The 16,943-nt window shown below is 45.2% G+C and carries 13 protein-coding genes; 5 read left to right on the forward strand and 8 right to left on the reverse strand.

Annotated features, from left to right (window positions below):
* Positions 1-9 precede the first annotated feature (9 nt).
* The 4 genes from IRJ16_RS03590 to IRJ16_RS03605 form a co-directional block, all read right to left on the reverse strand.
* Positions 10-2,307, reverse strand: a complete 2,298-nt coding sequence (locus IRJ16_RS03590; protein WP_194110140.1) for a family 20 glycosylhydrolase — start codon at positions 2,305-2,307, stop codon at positions 10-12.
* A gap of 269 nt (positions 2,308-2,576) precedes the next feature.
* Positions 2,577-3,533 carry a thioredoxin-disulfide reductase gene (gene trxB, locus IRJ16_RS03595; RefSeq protein ID WP_194110141.1) on the reverse strand — a complete coding sequence of 319 codons (957 nt, stop codon included), beginning with the start codon at positions 3,531-3,533 and terminating at the stop codon, positions 2,577-2,579.
* Positions 3,534-3,652: 119 nt separating this feature from the next.
* Positions 3,653-4,615: a toxin-antitoxin system YwqK family antitoxin gene (locus IRJ16_RS03600; RefSeq protein ID WP_194110142.1), complete on the reverse strand. Its 963-nt coding sequence runs from the start codon at positions 4,613-4,615 to the stop codon at positions 3,653-3,655.
* Positions 4,616-4,777: 162 nt separating this feature from the next.
* Positions 4,778-6,406: an acyl-CoA carboxylase subunit beta gene (locus IRJ16_RS03605; protein WP_194110143.1), complete on the reverse strand. Its 1,629-nt coding sequence runs from the start codon at positions 6,404-6,406 to the stop codon at positions 4,778-4,780.
* Positions 6,407-6,841: 435 nt separating this feature from the next.
* Here IRJ16_RS03605 and IRJ16_RS03610 point away from each other — a divergent pair, with 435 nt between their 5' ends.
* Positions 6,842-7,996 (forward strand): sensor histidine kinase, encoded by a 1,155-nt coding sequence (locus IRJ16_RS03610; RefSeq protein ID WP_194110144.1) that lies wholly within the window; start codon positions 6,842-6,844, stop codon positions 7,994-7,996.
* Positions 7,997-8,050: 54 nt separating this feature from the next.
* The gene (locus tag IRJ16_RS03615; protein WP_194110145.1) at positions 8,051-8,755 is read left to right on the forward strand and encodes a LytR/AlgR family response regulator transcription factor; all 705 of its coding nucleotides are present in this window, start codon (positions 8,051-8,053) and stop codon (positions 8,753-8,755) included.
* 187 nt (positions 8,756-8,942) lie between these two features.
* Here IRJ16_RS03615 and IRJ16_RS03620 read toward each other — a convergent pair whose 3' ends face one another.
* Together IRJ16_RS03620 and ppk1 are read right to left on the reverse strand one after the other, a co-directional pair.
* Positions 8,943-9,824, reverse strand: coding sequence for a Ppx/GppA phosphatase family protein (locus tag IRJ16_RS03620; protein ID WP_194110146.1), 882 nt, complete (start codon positions 9,822-9,824; stop codon positions 8,943-8,945).
* Positions 9,821-11,875 carry a polyphosphate kinase 1 gene (gene ppk1 / locus IRJ16_RS03625; RefSeq protein ID WP_194110147.1) on the reverse strand — a complete coding sequence of 685 codons (2,055 nt, stop codon included), beginning with the start codon at positions 11,873-11,875 and terminating at the stop codon, positions 9,821-9,823. The genes IRJ16_RS03620 and ppk1 overlap by 4 nt, the downstream gene beginning before the upstream one ends.
* Positions 11,876-12,175: 300 nt before the next feature.
* On the opposite strand from ppk1, the gene IRJ16_RS03630 reads away from it, so the two are divergent.
* Positions 12,176-12,667: a YajQ family cyclic di-GMP-binding protein gene (locus tag IRJ16_RS03630; RefSeq protein ID WP_194110148.1), complete on the forward strand. Its 492-nt coding sequence runs from the start codon at positions 12,176-12,178 to the stop codon at positions 12,665-12,667.
* Between the two features lie 69 nt (positions 12,668-12,736).
* Here IRJ16_RS03630 and IRJ16_RS03635 read toward each other — a convergent pair whose 3' ends face one another.
* Positions 12,737-13,129 (reverse strand): hypothetical protein, encoded by a 393-nt coding sequence (locus IRJ16_RS03635; RefSeq protein ID WP_194110149.1) that lies wholly within the window; start codon positions 13,127-13,129, stop codon positions 12,737-12,739.
* A gap of 68 nt (positions 13,130-13,197) precedes the next feature.
* Here IRJ16_RS03635 and IRJ16_RS03640 point away from each other — a divergent pair, with 68 nt between their 5' ends.
* On the forward strand, positions 13,198-14,385 hold the full coding sequence (locus IRJ16_RS03640; protein ID WP_194110150.1) for a carboxypeptidase-like regulatory domain-containing protein: 1,188 nt from the start codon (positions 13,198-13,200) through the stop codon (positions 14,383-14,385).
* On the opposite strand, the gene IRJ16_RS03645 is transcribed toward IRJ16_RS03640, so the two are convergent.
* Complete coding sequence (locus IRJ16_RS03645) at positions 14,386-15,465, reverse strand: glycoside hydrolase family 5 protein (protein ID WP_194110151.1); 1,080 nt, start codon at positions 15,463-15,465, stop codon at positions 14,386-14,388.
* Between the two features lie 130 nt (positions 15,466-15,595).
* Between IRJ16_RS03645 and IRJ16_RS03650 the strand changes: the two genes are divergently transcribed.
* Entirely contained in the window at positions 15,596-16,942 is a 1,347-nt protein-coding gene (locus IRJ16_RS03650) for a sensor histidine kinase (RefSeq protein ID WP_194110152.1), read from the forward strand.
* Position 16,943: the final 1 nt, after the last annotated feature.

Genomic DNA, 16,943 nt, shown 5'->3' on the forward strand with positions numbered 1-16,943 from the left:
CTTTTTGCTTTAGTTATAAATGGTCTCGGCAGATAGTTCTCCTTTGGGTTTGCCCGGCGCTTGCATGTAAATATGCAGGGCAGCCGCGCGGTTGGTGGTGTTAAAATATTTCAACGTGAATTTGTGCGTGCCTTTCTTTAACAGCACCTCGCCCCCGTCGCGCACATCGGCATTTTTGGCCGAATTTTCTAATATCAACTGATCATCGATCATCAGCACTGAACCGTCGCCAGCGCGCGACGAAAACAGATACTTGCCATCATTATCAATACGAATATATCCGCTGAATATTACCCCGTAAGCCTTATTCTTACGGAACGACCCGGTATTGAAGGTCTTGGTAACGCCCGAATCGATCACCGGTGCATCATCCAATTGAGCAGCCTCGGTGAACGAACCTGACACCATTTTATATTTAGCGCCGGGCGTGTTAGCTTCAAAGGTAACGGCAGGCATCAACGGGCGATTGGTCATTACCGTGCGCGAGGTTAAGCTTTGATGCCCGGTCGGTGTGATCACTATCGTTTGCAGTTCGCGGCTTTCTCCTTCGGGAATATCGACGGCGAAGGGATGCTCATACAGCAACGTGTTCTCGTTAGGCTTATAGCCATCCAGCGTATAATAGATCTTAGCGCCCACCACCGGCGGTTTCAGATCCACGGTCAGTTTGCTGCCTATGGTCAGTGTATCCACCGCGCCAATGGCTTTGCTTACGCGATAGTTGTAGCCGTGCTCATCCAGCCAGGCAAAATGCTTTGGCAGGCGTAGGTCAAAGTCTTTAATGTCCTTTTTAGCCAATGGCGACCAGGCGGTCTCGGCCAATGCCATCATCCTTGGCAGCACCATGTATTCTACTTTATCCTCGGTAGCGATATATTCGGTCCACAGATTGGCCTGTACACCAAGTATGTACTTTTGCTGATCTGCCGATAGCACCGCCGGCACCGGGTTATAATTATAAACCTTGGGGTAAGGTGCAAAACCGCCAATACTCAACGGCTCGATATTGCGCGGACCTTGCAAGTGATCAAAATACAGGCCGTTACTGCTCGGTGTCATGATCACGTTGTGGTTCTGTTTGGCAGCGGCTATTCCGCCCTCCTCGCCTCTCCAACTCATTACGGTAGCGTTGGGGGCTAAGCCACCCTCTAATATTTCGTCCCAACCAATAATGCTGCGGCCTTTAGCGTTCACAAATTTCTCCATCCGTTGGATGAAGTAACTTTGCAGGCCATGCTCGTCTTTCAGTTTTAGCTTTTTGATCAGCTGCTGGCAAAAGGCCGACTTCTTCCAGGCCTCCTTAGGGCATTCGTCGCCGCCAATGTGGATATACTTGCTCGGGAACAGGTCGATCACCTCGGTCAATACATCCTGCAAAAAGCTGAATGTTTTCTCGGATGGGCAGAATACATCGTCGAACACACCCCAGGTCTCGGCAACTTTATAGGTACGTTCAGGGTCGCAACTTAATTCGGGGTAAGCGGCTATGGCTGCCAGCGCATGGCCGGGCATCTCTATCTCGGGGATAATAGTGATATAACGATCGGCGGCGTATTTGATCACCTCGCGTATCTCATCCTGCGTATAAAAACCACTGTATGGGATGCCATCATATTGCGCCCCTTTAGCGCGATAGCTGCCCAACAAGGTTTGCGCGCGCATACCGCCGACTTGCGTCAGCTTAGGATATTTTTTTATCTCGATCCTCCAGCCCTGATCATCCGTTAAATGCCAATGGAAGGTATTTAGCTTATAGGAGGCCATCAGGTCTATATATTTCTTCACGAACTCGACACCAAAGAAATGTCGGCAAACATCCAGGTGCAGGCCACGATAGCCGAAGCGGGGATAGTCCTCTATTTCGACACAAGGGAGCTTGATCGTAGCGCCATGTTCCGGCGGGAACAATTGCATCAGCGAACGGATACCGTAAAACAGCCCGGTTCCCTTACCGGCAACTGTGATCCTTTGTGGGGTGACGGTCAATCGGTAACCCTCCGGAGCTAAGCCATCTGTACCCACTGAGGTTAACACGATCAGATTATTACCTTGGTTACCGTTATTAGCTTTAACAGGATTGCGAAGCGCCTCTTTATCTTTTAAATAGCTAATGAAGAATTGCACGGCCTTGTTATCCAAACTATCGGCGGCGATAACGGTCTCTTGACTAAGCACGAATTCACCTACACCCTTGGTGACCGAAACCGGCGCGGGGATAATACCCATATTGGCATCGGTAGACTGGGCTTTGACCGCCCCAAAACTTAACAGATAAATTAAAGCTATGCAGAAATGCTTTTTTAACATCAGGTCAGTATCAACAGTTTATGATCGGGAGGTGAAGTTAACAGAAATTTGGTTTTGTTGAAGCTGATGAGCGTAAAAATTTAGAGATAAAGGCAGACTTGTATAGATGAGTTTTTATTGAGAACCAAGAATAAAGAGTCAGGAATCAAGATGCTTGCATTTATACCAAGTGATAAGCAAGATAGTTGGCGGTATTATAAACAACAAAGGGCCCACCAACCGGCAGGCCCCTTTTTATTTTTTTGAATTTTAACTTTCGACTTAAAGACTTAAGCAGTCACTACATGCTCTTTAGCGGCAAGGTAACGCTCCGCATCTATAGCTGCCATACAGCCTGAACCGGCAGCGGTGATCGCTTGACGGTAGATATGATCCTGGGCATCGCCGCAGCAGAACACACCGGGGATATTGGTTTGTGCCGTGCCTGGCACGGTCAGTATGTAACCGGTCGGGTCCATATTTAACCAGCCTCTAAATATCTCGGTATTAGGGTGGTGACCAATGGCGACAAAGAAACCTGTTACATCAAGCGTCCTTTCTTCTTGCGTCACGTTATTTAGAACTCTCACGCCTGTCACGTTTAGGCCATCACCAACGATCTCTTGCGTTTCGCTATTATAAAGGATCTCGATATTAGGCGTGTTCAGTACGCGGTGCACCATCGCCCTTGAGGCACGGAACTCATCGCGGCGAACGATCATATAAACTTTATTTACCAGCTTGGCTAAGTAGGTAGCCTCCTCAGCAGCAGTATCACCCGCTCCCACAATAGCCACATCCTGACCACGGAAAAAGAAACCATCGCAAACCGCGCAGGCAGAAACGCCAAAGCCGTTATACTTTTGCTCAGACTCCAAGCCTAACCATTTTGCCGACGCACCTGTAGAAATGATCACCGTATCGGCGGTAATGGTCTTCATTTCATCAACCACCACTTTATGCGGCGAACTGCTAAAGTCAACAGATGTGATATAACCGAAACGGATATCAGTGCCCAAACGCTCAGCCTGTTTGCGGAAGTTCTCCATCATTTCAGGACCTTGAATACCATCGGGATAGCCCGGGTAGTTCTCTACCTCGGTAGTTTGGGTAAGCTGACCGCCGGCCAAAATACCTGTGTAAAGCACCGGCTTAAGATCGGCACGTGAAGCATATATAGCAGCTGTATAACCTGCAGGACCTGACCCGATGATCAGGCATTTTACGTGTTCAGTTTCTTGAGACATTGTTGTAAAAAAATCGAAGAGCAAAATTATAAAAAAAGCTTCGCTATCCGGTCAGGTGTTAGTAATCTTATGGGTTGTGGAGAGATCAATATATTTCCTAACTTTTTAAGTGCTTAAAGTTATTCGAGAAATGTACACGAAACAAAAGCTAAAGGTTTTGATGTGGATGCCCCAACGATCATAACACCTATTTTGCTATCCACTCTGACATTTTTATATAATGCGGGGTTCCAACTTGGACTCGTCATTAACGTTTCCAAAACAAGTTTATCATACTTCAGATCGCCTACGTTCTCAATAACCGGGTCAGTGAGTTCACCTGTTTTACTTAAAATAAAACTATACTTACCATTTCTTATTGAGCCCATTTTGGCTTTAGATAATGCTTGAGTTATCACATTGATCATGTCAAAATCAGGCTTGGCATCTTGCTTATCGGGATTGTTAATAACCTTGTTCTTATCGGCAAGGGATCGATGCTCTATGTTAATGTCATTGTTGTAATGGTCAGTCCCGATAGTATCCCCTTTTGCAGATAGGGTATACCACAATCCCTCTCTTTTATTATTTATATAGTTCCCTATAATATTTACATTGCCATCGTTATTCAAATATTCCAGATGAATACCGTCGAGCAGATCGTTTTTAAATGTACTTAAAATATGAGGAGAGCCGTCGGTATAATAATCGATCCATCTGCCAACTTTCTTACCTTCTAAAAAAAAGCCCTTCCTAAAGATATAATTCCCATTCTTCGCCGAAATGGTATCTGAACGATCTTTTTTATAATCGTATTTGACAACTTCTTTGCCGCTGAACCTTTGATAATAAATAAATTGGCCATGAGGTATTGAAAGTAACGAATCTTTAAAATGCCCCGCTGTTAGAATCTCATCTTTAATAGAATACTGTTTAACCAACCAAACGGAGTCGAGTGACACCCGTTCCAGGGTGTAATATGAATCGGCCTTTTTAATATTACTGGTTCGATTTCCGCTTTTATCCAGATAAACATGATTTGTTTGTGCAAATAGAATTGAGGATAGAAGCACAAACTTAAATATTAATAAATATCTCATCATGCACAAAAATAGTAAATTGATCTTAATCTACTGTTTCCTCATAAATCCTGAATGACGATATCGAGGGCGCCAATATCGAGGAGTAACCGAACCACTCCTAACAAGCTTAATACCTAATACTCGCGGTGATAAGTTAGGTCGAACTTAAAGTAAATATTATCCCTACGTCTGTATCACCCCCACATTAAAAGCCCTCTCGATCGGTGCATGGTTGGCTGCCTCTATGCCCATGGATATCACCTTGCGTGTTTCCAGCGGGTCGATGATACCATCAACCCATAATCGAGCTGCCGCGTAGTATGGCGTGGTTTGCGCGTTGTAGCGGTCGGTGGTTTGTTTTAGCAGGTCGGCTTCTTTTTGCTGGTCTATTTCTTCACCTTTTGCTTTTAAGCCTGCCGATTGCATTTGGACCAGCACTTTGGCCGCTTGCGCCCCGCCCATTACTGCTATTTTGGCCGTCGGCCATGCGTAGATGAGCCGAGGATCGTAAGCTTTGCCACACATGGCATAGTTGCCGGCACCGTAAGAATTGCCTACTACGATAGTGAATTTAGGAACGACGGAATTAGCCAACGCGTTCACCATTTTGGCGCCGTCTTTAATGATCCCGCCCTGCTCGCTACGGCTGCCGACCATAAAGCCGGTCACGTCTTGCAAGAAAACCAGCGGGATCTTTTTCTGGTTACAGTTCATGATAAAGCGTGTCGCCTTATCTGCCGAGTCGGAATAGATCACCCCGCCAAATTGCATCTCCCCTTTTTTGTTCTTTATTACCTTGCGCTGATTGGCGACGATACCTACCGCCCAGCCATCCACACGGCCTAAACCACAAATGATGGATTGGCCGTAACCTGCTTTATATTCCTCAAATTCAGAGTTATCTACCAGGCGATGGATGATCTCCATCATATCATACTGCTTCTCGCGATTATCGGGCAGGATGCCGTAGATATCTTTCTCGTTCTTTTTAGGTGCTTCGGCTTTGATGCGGTCGAAACCTGCTTTAGGGTTATCCCCCATCATGCTGAAGATATTGCGGATGCTGTCCAGGCAAGCCTGATCGTTCGGGTGTTTATAGTCGGTAACGCCGGATATTTCGCAATGGGTGGTCGCGCCGCCGAGGGTCTCGTTATCTACGTCCTCCCCTATGGCCGACTTCACCAGGTAAGACCCTGCTAAAAATACCGAGCCTGTGCCATCCACGATCATGGCCTCGTCGCTCATGATCGGCAAATACGCCCCACCCGCCACGCATGAACCCATGATGGCCGCGATCTGAACGATACCCATACCGCTCATCTGCGCGTTGTTGCGGAAGATGCGACCAAAGTGCTCTTTATCCGGAAATATCTCATCCTGCAAAGGCAGGTACACACCAGCTGAGTCGACCAGGTAAATGATCGGCAGGCGGTTCTCCATGGCTATCTCCTGTGCACGCAAATTCTTTTTAGCAGTGATCGGGAACCAGGCACCGGCCTTCACGGTAGCATCGTTAGCCACTACTACACACTGTCTGCCCGATACATAACCAATACCACAGACCACCCCGCCCGAGGGGCATCCGCCATGTTCGACGTACATGCCGTCGCCGGCAAAAGCGCCTACTTCCAGCCATGGTTTATCATCATCTAACAGATACTTAACACGCTCGCGGGCAAGCATTTTGCCTTTTTCTTTTTGTTTGGCCGCGGCTTTTTCTCCACCGCCTTTAAAGATCTGTTTCAGGCGCACTGTCGCATCGTAGGCAAGATTCTTATTAATGTCTTCGTTCTTGTTAAATTCGATATCCATAATTGGTTGTTGCAGGTGCTGTAATGTTAAACAATTTACAGCAAAAAAGTTCAATTACTATGCATGCATTGTAAATTTTACTTGCTAATAAATTTGGATTTATCAAAAAGATCCGCTACATTAGTATGTCTTCTATCTAACCAAAAACAGCGTCAATTTTGTTGTAACAAGTATTTCCTCTCAAAAAGGTTATTCGTCATGCGTCAATTATTGTATCCCTTTGGGTCCGGCCAACCAATTTTAAAACCCTAATTGAACAGAACGATGATCATTATGACCGTGCTTTACTTGTGCAAGAGATACAATCTGATCCGTTTCTTTAAAAAACCTCAGGTAGTCGCCGTAAAGGTGGTGGCTTAAACAATTCGTCCATACAAAGGCGGCAAATACCGATACATTGGGGTGCACGTATCGTAATAATCCGTTTTTTTGTATATGCTACGCTTTAAAGCAATTTATGTGATACATGCGGCCGGCTGGCTGCTGTTCCTGATATTTCCGCTGCTGTTCCTCAATGACGGGTTGAAGGGGAAAGGCGCGGTAACGTTGCTGTCATCGTCGTATTACCTGCTGTTCTGTCTCACCTACATGGTGATGTTCTATTTTAATCTGGGCTATCTGATCCCGCAATTCCTGTTGCGCAAACGGTATCTGGTATACAGCCTGATCGTTGTTTTTCTTTTTAGCTGTGTTTATTTCCTACAGCCTTTTGATAAGTTGCTGGCACACAACCCGCGGGTAGAGGCGCAAATGGCAGCGCAGGCCCGACAGCGTTATGTGGATAGCGTGAACGAGAGCCATCGTTTCTTCGGGCCGCTCCCTCACGAGAACCTAAGGATGCAGGATCCGATGAGCAAACAGTCGGCAGGTATTAGTCCGCTGTTAGCGCATTCACGCAATATCGATACTATCAGTTTGATCATCTTCGCGCTGATGATGGCGCTGAGTGTCGCCATTGGTACGGTACAACAATGGCAGACCACCGAACAGAAAGTGATCAAGGCCGAAGCAGAGAAAGCTAACGCGGAGCTGTCTTTCTTAAAAGCGCAGATCAACCCGCACTTTTTGTTCAATACGCTCAACAACATCTACACGCTGTCGATAACGGATAGCGAGCATACGTCGGAGAGCATCATGAAGCTGAGCAACATTATGCGTTATGTGACCGACGAGGTTAGCCAGGACCTGGTATCGCTACAGGACGAGGTGAACTGCCTGAATGATTACATCGATCTGCAACGTTTAAGATTGGGTAAGAAAACGCACGTGCAATTCGACATTAAAGGATCGATCACCAACCAAAAGATAGCACCACTGATCCTGATCCCGTTTATCGAGAACATGTTCAAGTACGGCATCAGCAAAGCGAAAGAAAGCACATTGAAGATAGAACTGATAGCCGAAGCGCAAACCATTACCCTGCTGTGCGAGAACCCTGTTTTTGCCGATCAGCCCAAAAATACCGAACGTACCGGCGTAGGCATAGCCAATACCAAACAACGGCTTGGATATATGTACCCCGGCAAACACTTATTGAGCATAGAAGAAAAAAATGATCTGTTCAGGGTGAAACTGACCCTGCATTGTTAGCCTCACCCCAACCCCTCTCCTAATGGAGAGTGGCTTAAAAAGACCGAACTAACTATGACACCGCTTAAATGTATAGCTATTGATGACGAACCGCTTGCGCTTGAACTGATGCGTAAGTACATTGCTAAATTTCCGCAATTGCAATTGGTACAAACTTTTGAGGATGCGATATCGGGAGCGGAGTTTTTAAAACAGAACGCCATCGACCTGCTATTCGTTGATATTAATATGCCCGATATCACCGGGATAGATCTGGTGCGGTCGCTGGTCAACCGGCCAATGGTGATCTTTACTACCGCCTACAAAAATTTTGCTTTTGAAGGGTTCGAGTTAGAGGCGATAGACTACCTGTTAAAGCCGATAGATATTGGCCGTTTTGGTAAGGCGGTAGAAAAAGCTGTAGACTTTCAGCAATACAAAAAAAAACAAGCCGACCCGGCGCAACAGGAAAGCTTGTACGTATATTCTGAATACCGGATGGTGAAAGTAAATTTGGCTGATATTGAGTATATCGAGAGTATGGAGGACTATATCAAGATCCACACCAGCAAGGATGCCAAGCCCGTGTTGACTTTGATGCCGTTAAAAAAAGCGTTGGAGAAATTACCGGCCGACCAGTTTCAGCGTGTACACCGCAGCTATGTAGTGGCGGTGGGTAAGATAAGATCGGTACAGAACCGTAAGATCCAACTGGCTAATGCCGAGTTGCCGATAAGCGACAGCTATAGTGCTTTTGCTAAGGAATGGGTGAAGAAATAAGGGGCAAAAACCGCGTCCCGATACACTATAAGGCGTTTTCCACTGACGGATAAGTATGAAAAAAGGGCCAAACACTTTCGTATCGGGCCCTACATCTACCTATGAAAAACATACCCTTATGAGAGGGTATGACAAATATAGAAACACTTTTAATTTTTTTTAACAATTTTTTAAAAAAAATTTAACGCTATACGGACAGATTTTTCTCTATCAAGGTTTGAATAATGCCATCAACCATACCAACGCTTGGCACGTAGATGTTTTTGATACTACCCCATTTCAGTACACTAAGGTAAATTTCGCAAGCGGGGATGATCACGTCGGCACGGTCCTGATTCAATCCAAGTACGTTGATACGTTCTTTCATCGAGAAAGAGTTGAGGTAATTGTACAAGTTGTTCAGTTTGGCAAATGATAGCGGGCTGCCCTCCTTTTCGCCCGATAGCTTGTACAGCTTATTGATGTTACCGCCGGTGCCAATGCCCGATAGGTTCTTCACGTTTTTGGTGTGCAGCCGTAAAAAGTCTTTCATGGCTTCCCAGGTATCGTCCTTATCCTGGTTATCCAAAATACGGATGGTACCCAAATTGAAAGACTGTGATGCCAGCAACTCGCCATTGCTGAACAGCGAAAGTTCGGTACTGCCGCCGCCAACATCAATATAGAGGTAGTTCTTTGTTTTATCGATATCCTGCTCAATATGGCTGGAGTAGATGATATTAGCCTCAACCTCGCCATGTACGATCTCCAGATCTACGTTGGCTTCTTCCTTTATCGCCTTTACCAGATCGGCACCGTTCCTGGCTTCGCGCATGGCCGATGTGGCGCAGGCACGGTAGTCGTTCACCTTGTACACGTCCATCAGGTTCTTAAAGGCCTGCATGGTCTTTACAAGGTCAACGCATTTTTTTTCGGATATCTGCTGATCAAGAAAAGCATCATCGCCCAACCTAAGCGGAACGCGCAATAGGGTATTTTTTTTGAACGACACGGTGCCGTCGTTCTCTTTAATATCTGCTATCAGCAAACGAACGGCGTTACTACCGATATCTATAGCTGCGTATCTCAAACTCTGCCTTTCTTGTTTTTAAGGTAATTGTAAATGTCTATCTGCGCACGGACCAACGTGTCCGACTTGGTTTTGTGGTATTTGTTAGAGTTGGCGGCATTGATCTCGCGCGCCTTGGTATTGTCGGTCAGTTGCAGATCTATAATGTCGCGGATCTCTTTTTGCAGCCACGAGCTGTAGATCGGGAAACCCACCTCTACCCTATTATCAATATTGCGCGACATCAGATCGGCCGATGTAAGATACACCAGTTCGTCCCCGCCGTTACCGAATATCATAACCCGGGCGTGCTCCAAATATTTATCTATGATACTTATCGCAGTTATATTATCGCTCACGCCTTTAACACCCGGCACCAAACAACACATCCCCCGAATGATAAGCTGGATCTTCACCCCGGCTTTGCTGGCCTGGTAAAGTTTGGCTATCATGCTTTCGTCGGTCAAGCTGTTCATCTTCAAAACCATGTAAGCGGGCTTACCAAGCTTGGCGTTAGCTATCTCGGTATCTACTAATTTATAGATAGCCGGGCGCGAATCTATTGGCGATACGATCAAGTGCTTTAACCCACGTGGCAATACACCCTTATTTAACGCACGGAATACCTGTACCAGATCTGCAGTTAAACGCTTGCTGGCAGTAAGCAAAGTATGATCGGCGTATATTTCTGAGGTTTTCTCGTTAAAGTTACCGGTAGACAGCGCCGCGTAATGGGCAGGTTTACCTTTCTCGATACGGGTTACCAGGCAGATCTTAGAGTGCACTTTGTAACCTGCTATACCATAGATAACGTTAACACCGCCCTCTTCCAGCCGATTGCTCCAGCCTATATTGTTCTGCTCGTCAAAACGGGCGCGTAGTTCAACCAATACGTTCACCTTTTTGCCGTTCTTGGCGGCATTGATCAGGGCATGGACCACACGGGAATTCTCGGCCAAACGATAGATCGATAAGCTGATCTCTTTAACCTTAGGGTCGATGGCCGCCTCGCGTAAAAAGTGGATGATGTAATCGAAAGACTGATATGGCGTACTGATCAGATAATCGTGCTTGGCGATGGAGGTCATCAAACTTTTGCCGAACGACAGGTCATCAACCGTTAGTGACGGATGCTTAGAATACTCCAGATCGGGCCGACCAACGTTAGGGAATTTGATAAAATCCTTAAAGTTTTGGTACCGGCTGACCGGGATGAGGCTTTCTTTACCAACCCCTATCTTGTCGACCAAAAATTGCACCATGTCTTCGGGCATGTCGGCATCATATTGCAAACGCATGGGCTTGCCTTTTTTACGCTTTTGCAAGCTTTTGCTCAGCGCATCAATAAACTTCTCGCTTACTTCCTGATCAAGGTCCAGCTCCGCGTCGCGGGTAAGCTGTATGGAATACGCCTCGATGCTATCATGCTCAAAAATGAAGAATACATCCTCCAGATTGTATCGGATAATGTCGTCAGATAAGATGATGAATTTTAAGTTATTAGTTTCAGGCAATACCAAAAATCGGGATACCGTATCGGGCAACTCTATCAGCGCGTATCTGATCTTCTTTTTATTGGTCAGCTTTACAAAAAAGTAGATGGCACGGTCGCGCAGTTCGGGCAGCGGCCCATGGGTATCCAGCATTACCGGTACCAATGTCGACAGCAGGCGTTCCCTAAAATAGCTTTTAACAAAAGTACCACGGGCCACGTTCAGCTGGGTCTCGTTGATCAGGAATATCTTCTCGGCTGCAAGTTCTTTAACAATGATGTTATCGTACAGGTGACTGAACTTTTGCTCTTGCTTTAATACCAGGTTCTTGATCTGGCTCAACAATTTCTTCGGGCTGTAGCCTAATAATTGCTTGGCCTTGTCATTCAGGTTGGTCAAACGTGTGAGTGTTGCTACGCGGACACGATAAAACTCATCCAGATTAGAAGCAAAGATCGCCAGGAAACGTACCCTGTCTATTAGCGGAACGGTAGGGTCGGCCGCTTCTTGCAGTACCCTGTCGTTAAAGTAAAGCCAACTTATTTCCCGGTTAATTAAAGGTAAACGCTGATCAGGCATAGTCGATATTAGTAAGGCAGCAATGCCTATACAGCAAATCTGACCATTTATTTGTTAAGATAATATTAAGTTAAATGTTTTTGTTTACAAAACGCCCGCAGGGCGGGGAAAGCCGGGAAGACCGAAAGTACGAAAGTTAGGAATATATCGATATAGAAAGACCCGTTGTGGAAGTCTCCTTGCTTCTGACTTCAGACTTAGGATCATTCCAACTTCTGACTTTCGGACTTCCCGTCTTTCTGACTTTTCCGACTTTCGGACTAAACACCTATCTTTGCACTTTAATAAACCAAGCTACCCATGCCAACATTTGATATTGTAAGCAAGGTTGACGGGCAAACGCTCGACAACGCTATAAACACAGCCAAAAAAGAGATACTGAACCGTTACGATTTTAACGGATCTAAAAGCACTATCGATCTGGATAAAAAGACCAACGTGATCACTATCGTTACCGAAGATGATATGCGTCTGAAAGCAATCACCGATTCTATTATTAGCCGTATGATCAAGCAGAACCTCGACCCTAAATCTTTGGATCAAGGTAAAGAGCAACACGCATCCGGCAATATGATCCGTAAAGAGATAGCTATAAAAGAAGGACTTGATAAAGAAGCCGCCAAAAAAGTGGTCAAAAAGATCAAGGACAGCGGTATGAAAGTACAACCAGCCATTATGGACGATATGGTACGCGTGACCGCAAAAAAGATAGACGACCTGCAGGCTGTGATCAGCCTTTGCCGTGGCGAGGATTTTGGTCAGCCGTTGCAGTATATTAATATGCGTGCTTAATTAGGCATCGGCGTATAAAAGGAAAGGCCTTTGCATTACTGCAAAGGCCTTCCCTTTTAAAATTTCCGTTTAGTTAGACGGGATAAGCACAACCTTAACCGTGAACGCGCCAGGTTTGGTAATGACCGTAGAACCATCAGATGCCTGGGTCTCTAAAGTGATATTGCCCACGCTATGTGTGTAACTGTAAGCGATGCCATTATAAACTTGTGGTAATTGCTCGTAAACCCCACCGCCAAAGGTAGCGTAAGATACTATAGCCCAATTTTGGTTAACATCGGCATCAATTGCCGGCATCTGATAGCTCGCCGAATAGGTTCTACCGCCATCGCTGGTACTCCAATCGTTTGCCCTTACATCAATAAAATAGGTCTCGTTAGGCACCACCACATTGTTGGTCTTTTTGCACGAGGTAGCCAGCAAAGCAAAGCAGGCTAAGAATAATAGGAATGATCTTTTCATAAGTTTGTATGTCTTTATAATTGTCAGATATTTTAAAAAGCAAAAGGTTTAGTCACTAACTTTAACCAATGCTAAAAAACCTGATCTTACTCTTAACGCTATTTCCGGCCACTCTGTTTGCACAAAGCACAATTAGTGGCCGCGTGGTTAGCATGGCCAACAAAAACGGAGTGGCAGCGGCCAGTGTTTTCTTAAGCAACACCAGCATTGGCACCAATACCCTGCCCGACGGAACTTACACCCTAAAGAACGTTAGGAACGGGCAATACGACCTTGTAGTGACCTGCGTGGGTTACGAGCCTCATCACTATACCGTGCTGATAAACAATACAGATAAGGCTGTAGATGTTATAGAGCTAATGCCCAAAGTGACCGAATTAAAAGAGGTCACCATAAAATATGACCCTAAAGATCTTAATAGCGACAAAGCCAACAACGCTTTACGCAAGATCCAGTTAGCCAGATTCACCGCCGAGTTTTTAGGCCGCACCGCTAATGCATCGGAGTGTAAACTATTGAATCCGGACATACTCGACCTGTATCACGACCCTAAGGATAATTCGCTGCGCGCTAACGCGCCCGATTTTTTGCTGATACAGAACGATGCATTGGGTTACAAAATAAAATACCTGCTAACAGACTTTTACTTTACCCCTAAGACCGGCGATGTCTATTACGTTGGCTCGTTCATTTTTGAACCGTTGACCGGCGACGAAGCATCACAGCGCAAATGGATGCGCAACCGCGTAGCGGCTTACAAGGGTTCGGATATGCACTTTTTGAGGGCCTGTATTATTGATATGGTAACCGAAGAGGGCTTTACGGTTTACAGTCTCACCCGCAAAAACAATGATGCCCGGCAACCGGACAGTGTAATAAAGGCTAAAGCCACCGCGTTTAAAATGGCCGGTTTTGACAGAGGTGTTAGAGACTCCTTAAAATATTGGGCCGAACAGGCCAACATGCCAAAATATACAGAAATACGTTCAAACAAGCCGGTACCTACCCGGGATTACATCAGACTTACCCAAACTAAAGGCCTTTTTGCAATAGGCTACCCCGGCAAATTGCAGATAAGGTATAAAACAAGGGCGCTGAACGCGCTCATTAGCTTTTACGAACCTTTTTCTTTTTTCGACAACAACGGCGTCATAGTCAATCCCCGAAGCAATACAATGGAGGGCGCCTGGGCTTTTCAGCGCGTAGCCGATCTGCTGCCCGTAGATTATGAATTGCCAATTAGCTTAAACGATTGATCATTTTTGATCGTGATAACCGATAGCTTCTTTCATGCCGGTACTCAGGTTATCTAAAGATGGTTCGCCGTCGAAGATGGAAAAATTACAGTTGTATTCCCACAATATGCCCGGGATGTTTAATTGCTTTAAAGACGTGCGTACGGCTTTAATATAATTAACCCGGCTTTGCGGATCGGTATATTTGTTATACACGCCATATTCGCCGCAGATGATCGGCACCGAATATTTATCGGCCCAAGCTTTTACTATCTTTAGTTTATCCGTGATCGAACCTTCGTTGCCGTCCAGGTGATACTTTTTATAGTTGCTTTCTCCAAAACTTCCTTTCGCTTTTTCATTCATCGGCGGGAATGTACTATTGGCATAAGGGAAACCGATACCTGTAGTAGCCATTTGCACCCCTACCCAATCGGCACCCTGGTGGGTGAATAAGAACGGCTCATAAAAATGGAATACGTAAATAATATTGTCGTCCTTCAGCCGAACAAAGCGGCTTAACTCGTAAATGCTGTTATAGTTAGACGCGCCAACCAATAATGTGCGTTTAGGATCAATTTTGCGCAGTGCGGTAACGATATTATAGGCTGCGTCTTTCCAAACTTGGGGATCTATCGGTCCGGGTTCGTTATAGATCTCAAAAAAAAGCTGGTCGGGGCTGGCTGACTTAAATCTTTCGGCAACGGCGGTCCAGGTTTTAACAATGGCGGCCGTTTCGTTGTAGTGGTTCTCGTTGGTCAGCTCGCCGTAATGGTAGTCTATAACGAGTTTAAAGCCATATTTGCGGCATTTTTGCCAGAAATTTTCTACCCGGGCAAGAACTTTTTCGTTAGGCCCTTGTTTATTTTCCAGATACTTAAACGCGACAGGCAATCTTATGCTTTTAAAGCCCAACGTTTTAAGCAACTCAAAGTCACTGTCTTTAATACCCTCGCTATCGGCCAGGTTATTATCCCAGGTTTGTTCCAACCACGATACACTTATCCCGTTGTTAAGCGTTTGTGCACGCTTAAAAGCCGTTTGCCTTTCGGTTGATAAATTTCGCTGGGGTTTTGCCTCTTGAGCAACCACTGTCAGCATAATTAAAAAAATTAATATTACCCGATGCTTTACGCGTGTGTTTGGTATTGAATACATTTTTTAGCTATATTTCATCCGTTATTTATGCTAAACGAGGCGTATTACTTATATAAGTAAATTTTTTGCACAGATGTTTGTCCAGATCACTAAAGAAGAGCTTGCGAAAGAAATTAATAAAAAAGCGTGGTTTCAGACTAACAATATCGTATGGACCATCATTTTCTTATATCCTATCTTCAGCATCATCGATTTTATTTACGCTAACGAGGTTTGGATACAATTTTTGATCGTGCGGATAATTACCGTAATGATCATTTACGCAACTTACACCTTCTTCATCAACCGAAAATACGATTATCGGATACTCCTGCATATCAGTTTCTTCATGCTGTCGTTAATTTCGGCCATCCTTTGTAACATCGTAACCGATTCGCGGCTAACTATCTATTTTTTAACGTATTCGGTCATTGTCCTATTTCTTAACCTGCAGGTTTTTTGGGAGCCGATAAACTCGGTGATACAAGGTTTGATAGCACTGATGTTGCTTGCTATTTTTTACAACTCGCTCAGCAACTATACGCTAGATCTTATAGTAAGTAATGGCGGTCAGTATTTTGTGGTCATTTTGATCATTTCTACATTGATCCCTAACGCGCGTTACAAAGTGATCGTGCGCGAAGTGAAACAGTCGATCGTGATCGAAAAATCTAACGAGCAACTGAAACAGCAGAACCACGATATTGCCGAAAAGAACAACATCATTGATATGCAGTACGACAGGCTGCGCAAGCTTGACGAGCAAAAAAACAGCTTTATCAATATTGCCGGCCACGATCTAAAGAACCTGATCGGCTCTATTATCATGAGTAATAACATGGTGAAGGACGAAGACTACCGTTTAAGCTCGGACCAGCGCGAATTTGTGCAATACATTGGCGACTCGGCCGATAAGATGCAATACATGCTTAACAAGTTAATGGATGTTAAAGAGATCGAATCGCCGGAGTTGAAATTTAACCTGGAGATGTTCGACATTAACGCCGAAGTGCAAATGATCTACAAAGGACTGGTAGAAACGGCCCTGATGAAGAATATCCATTTGATAGACAACATCCTTAAACTACCGCTTAACGTAAAGCTGGATAAGGTATTCACCGGGCAGGTATTCCAAAACTTGTTGTCGAACGCTATCAAATTTTCGCAGACAAATAACAACATCCGTGTAATAACCAGCCTGCAACGCCAAAAGTTCGTTTTCGAGATCATTGACGAGGGCGTGGCCATTGGCCAGCAGGAGTTGGACATGATGTTCAATAAATTAAAAACACTTAACGACGCATCGGGCCACGTAGAGAGCCGTTTAGGCCTTGGATTATCTATCGCCAAACTAATGACCAAAGAATTAGGCGGCGAATTAGCATACCGAAGCGACGAGAACGGTAATTATTTTAGAGTAGAGTTTTACGTGATCAATTAGT

It is taken from the genome of Mucilaginibacter myungsuensis, assembly GCF_015222005.1.
Lineage (GTDB): Bacteria > Bacteroidota > Bacteroidia > Sphingobacteriales > Sphingobacteriaceae > Mucilaginibacter > Mucilaginibacter myungsuensis.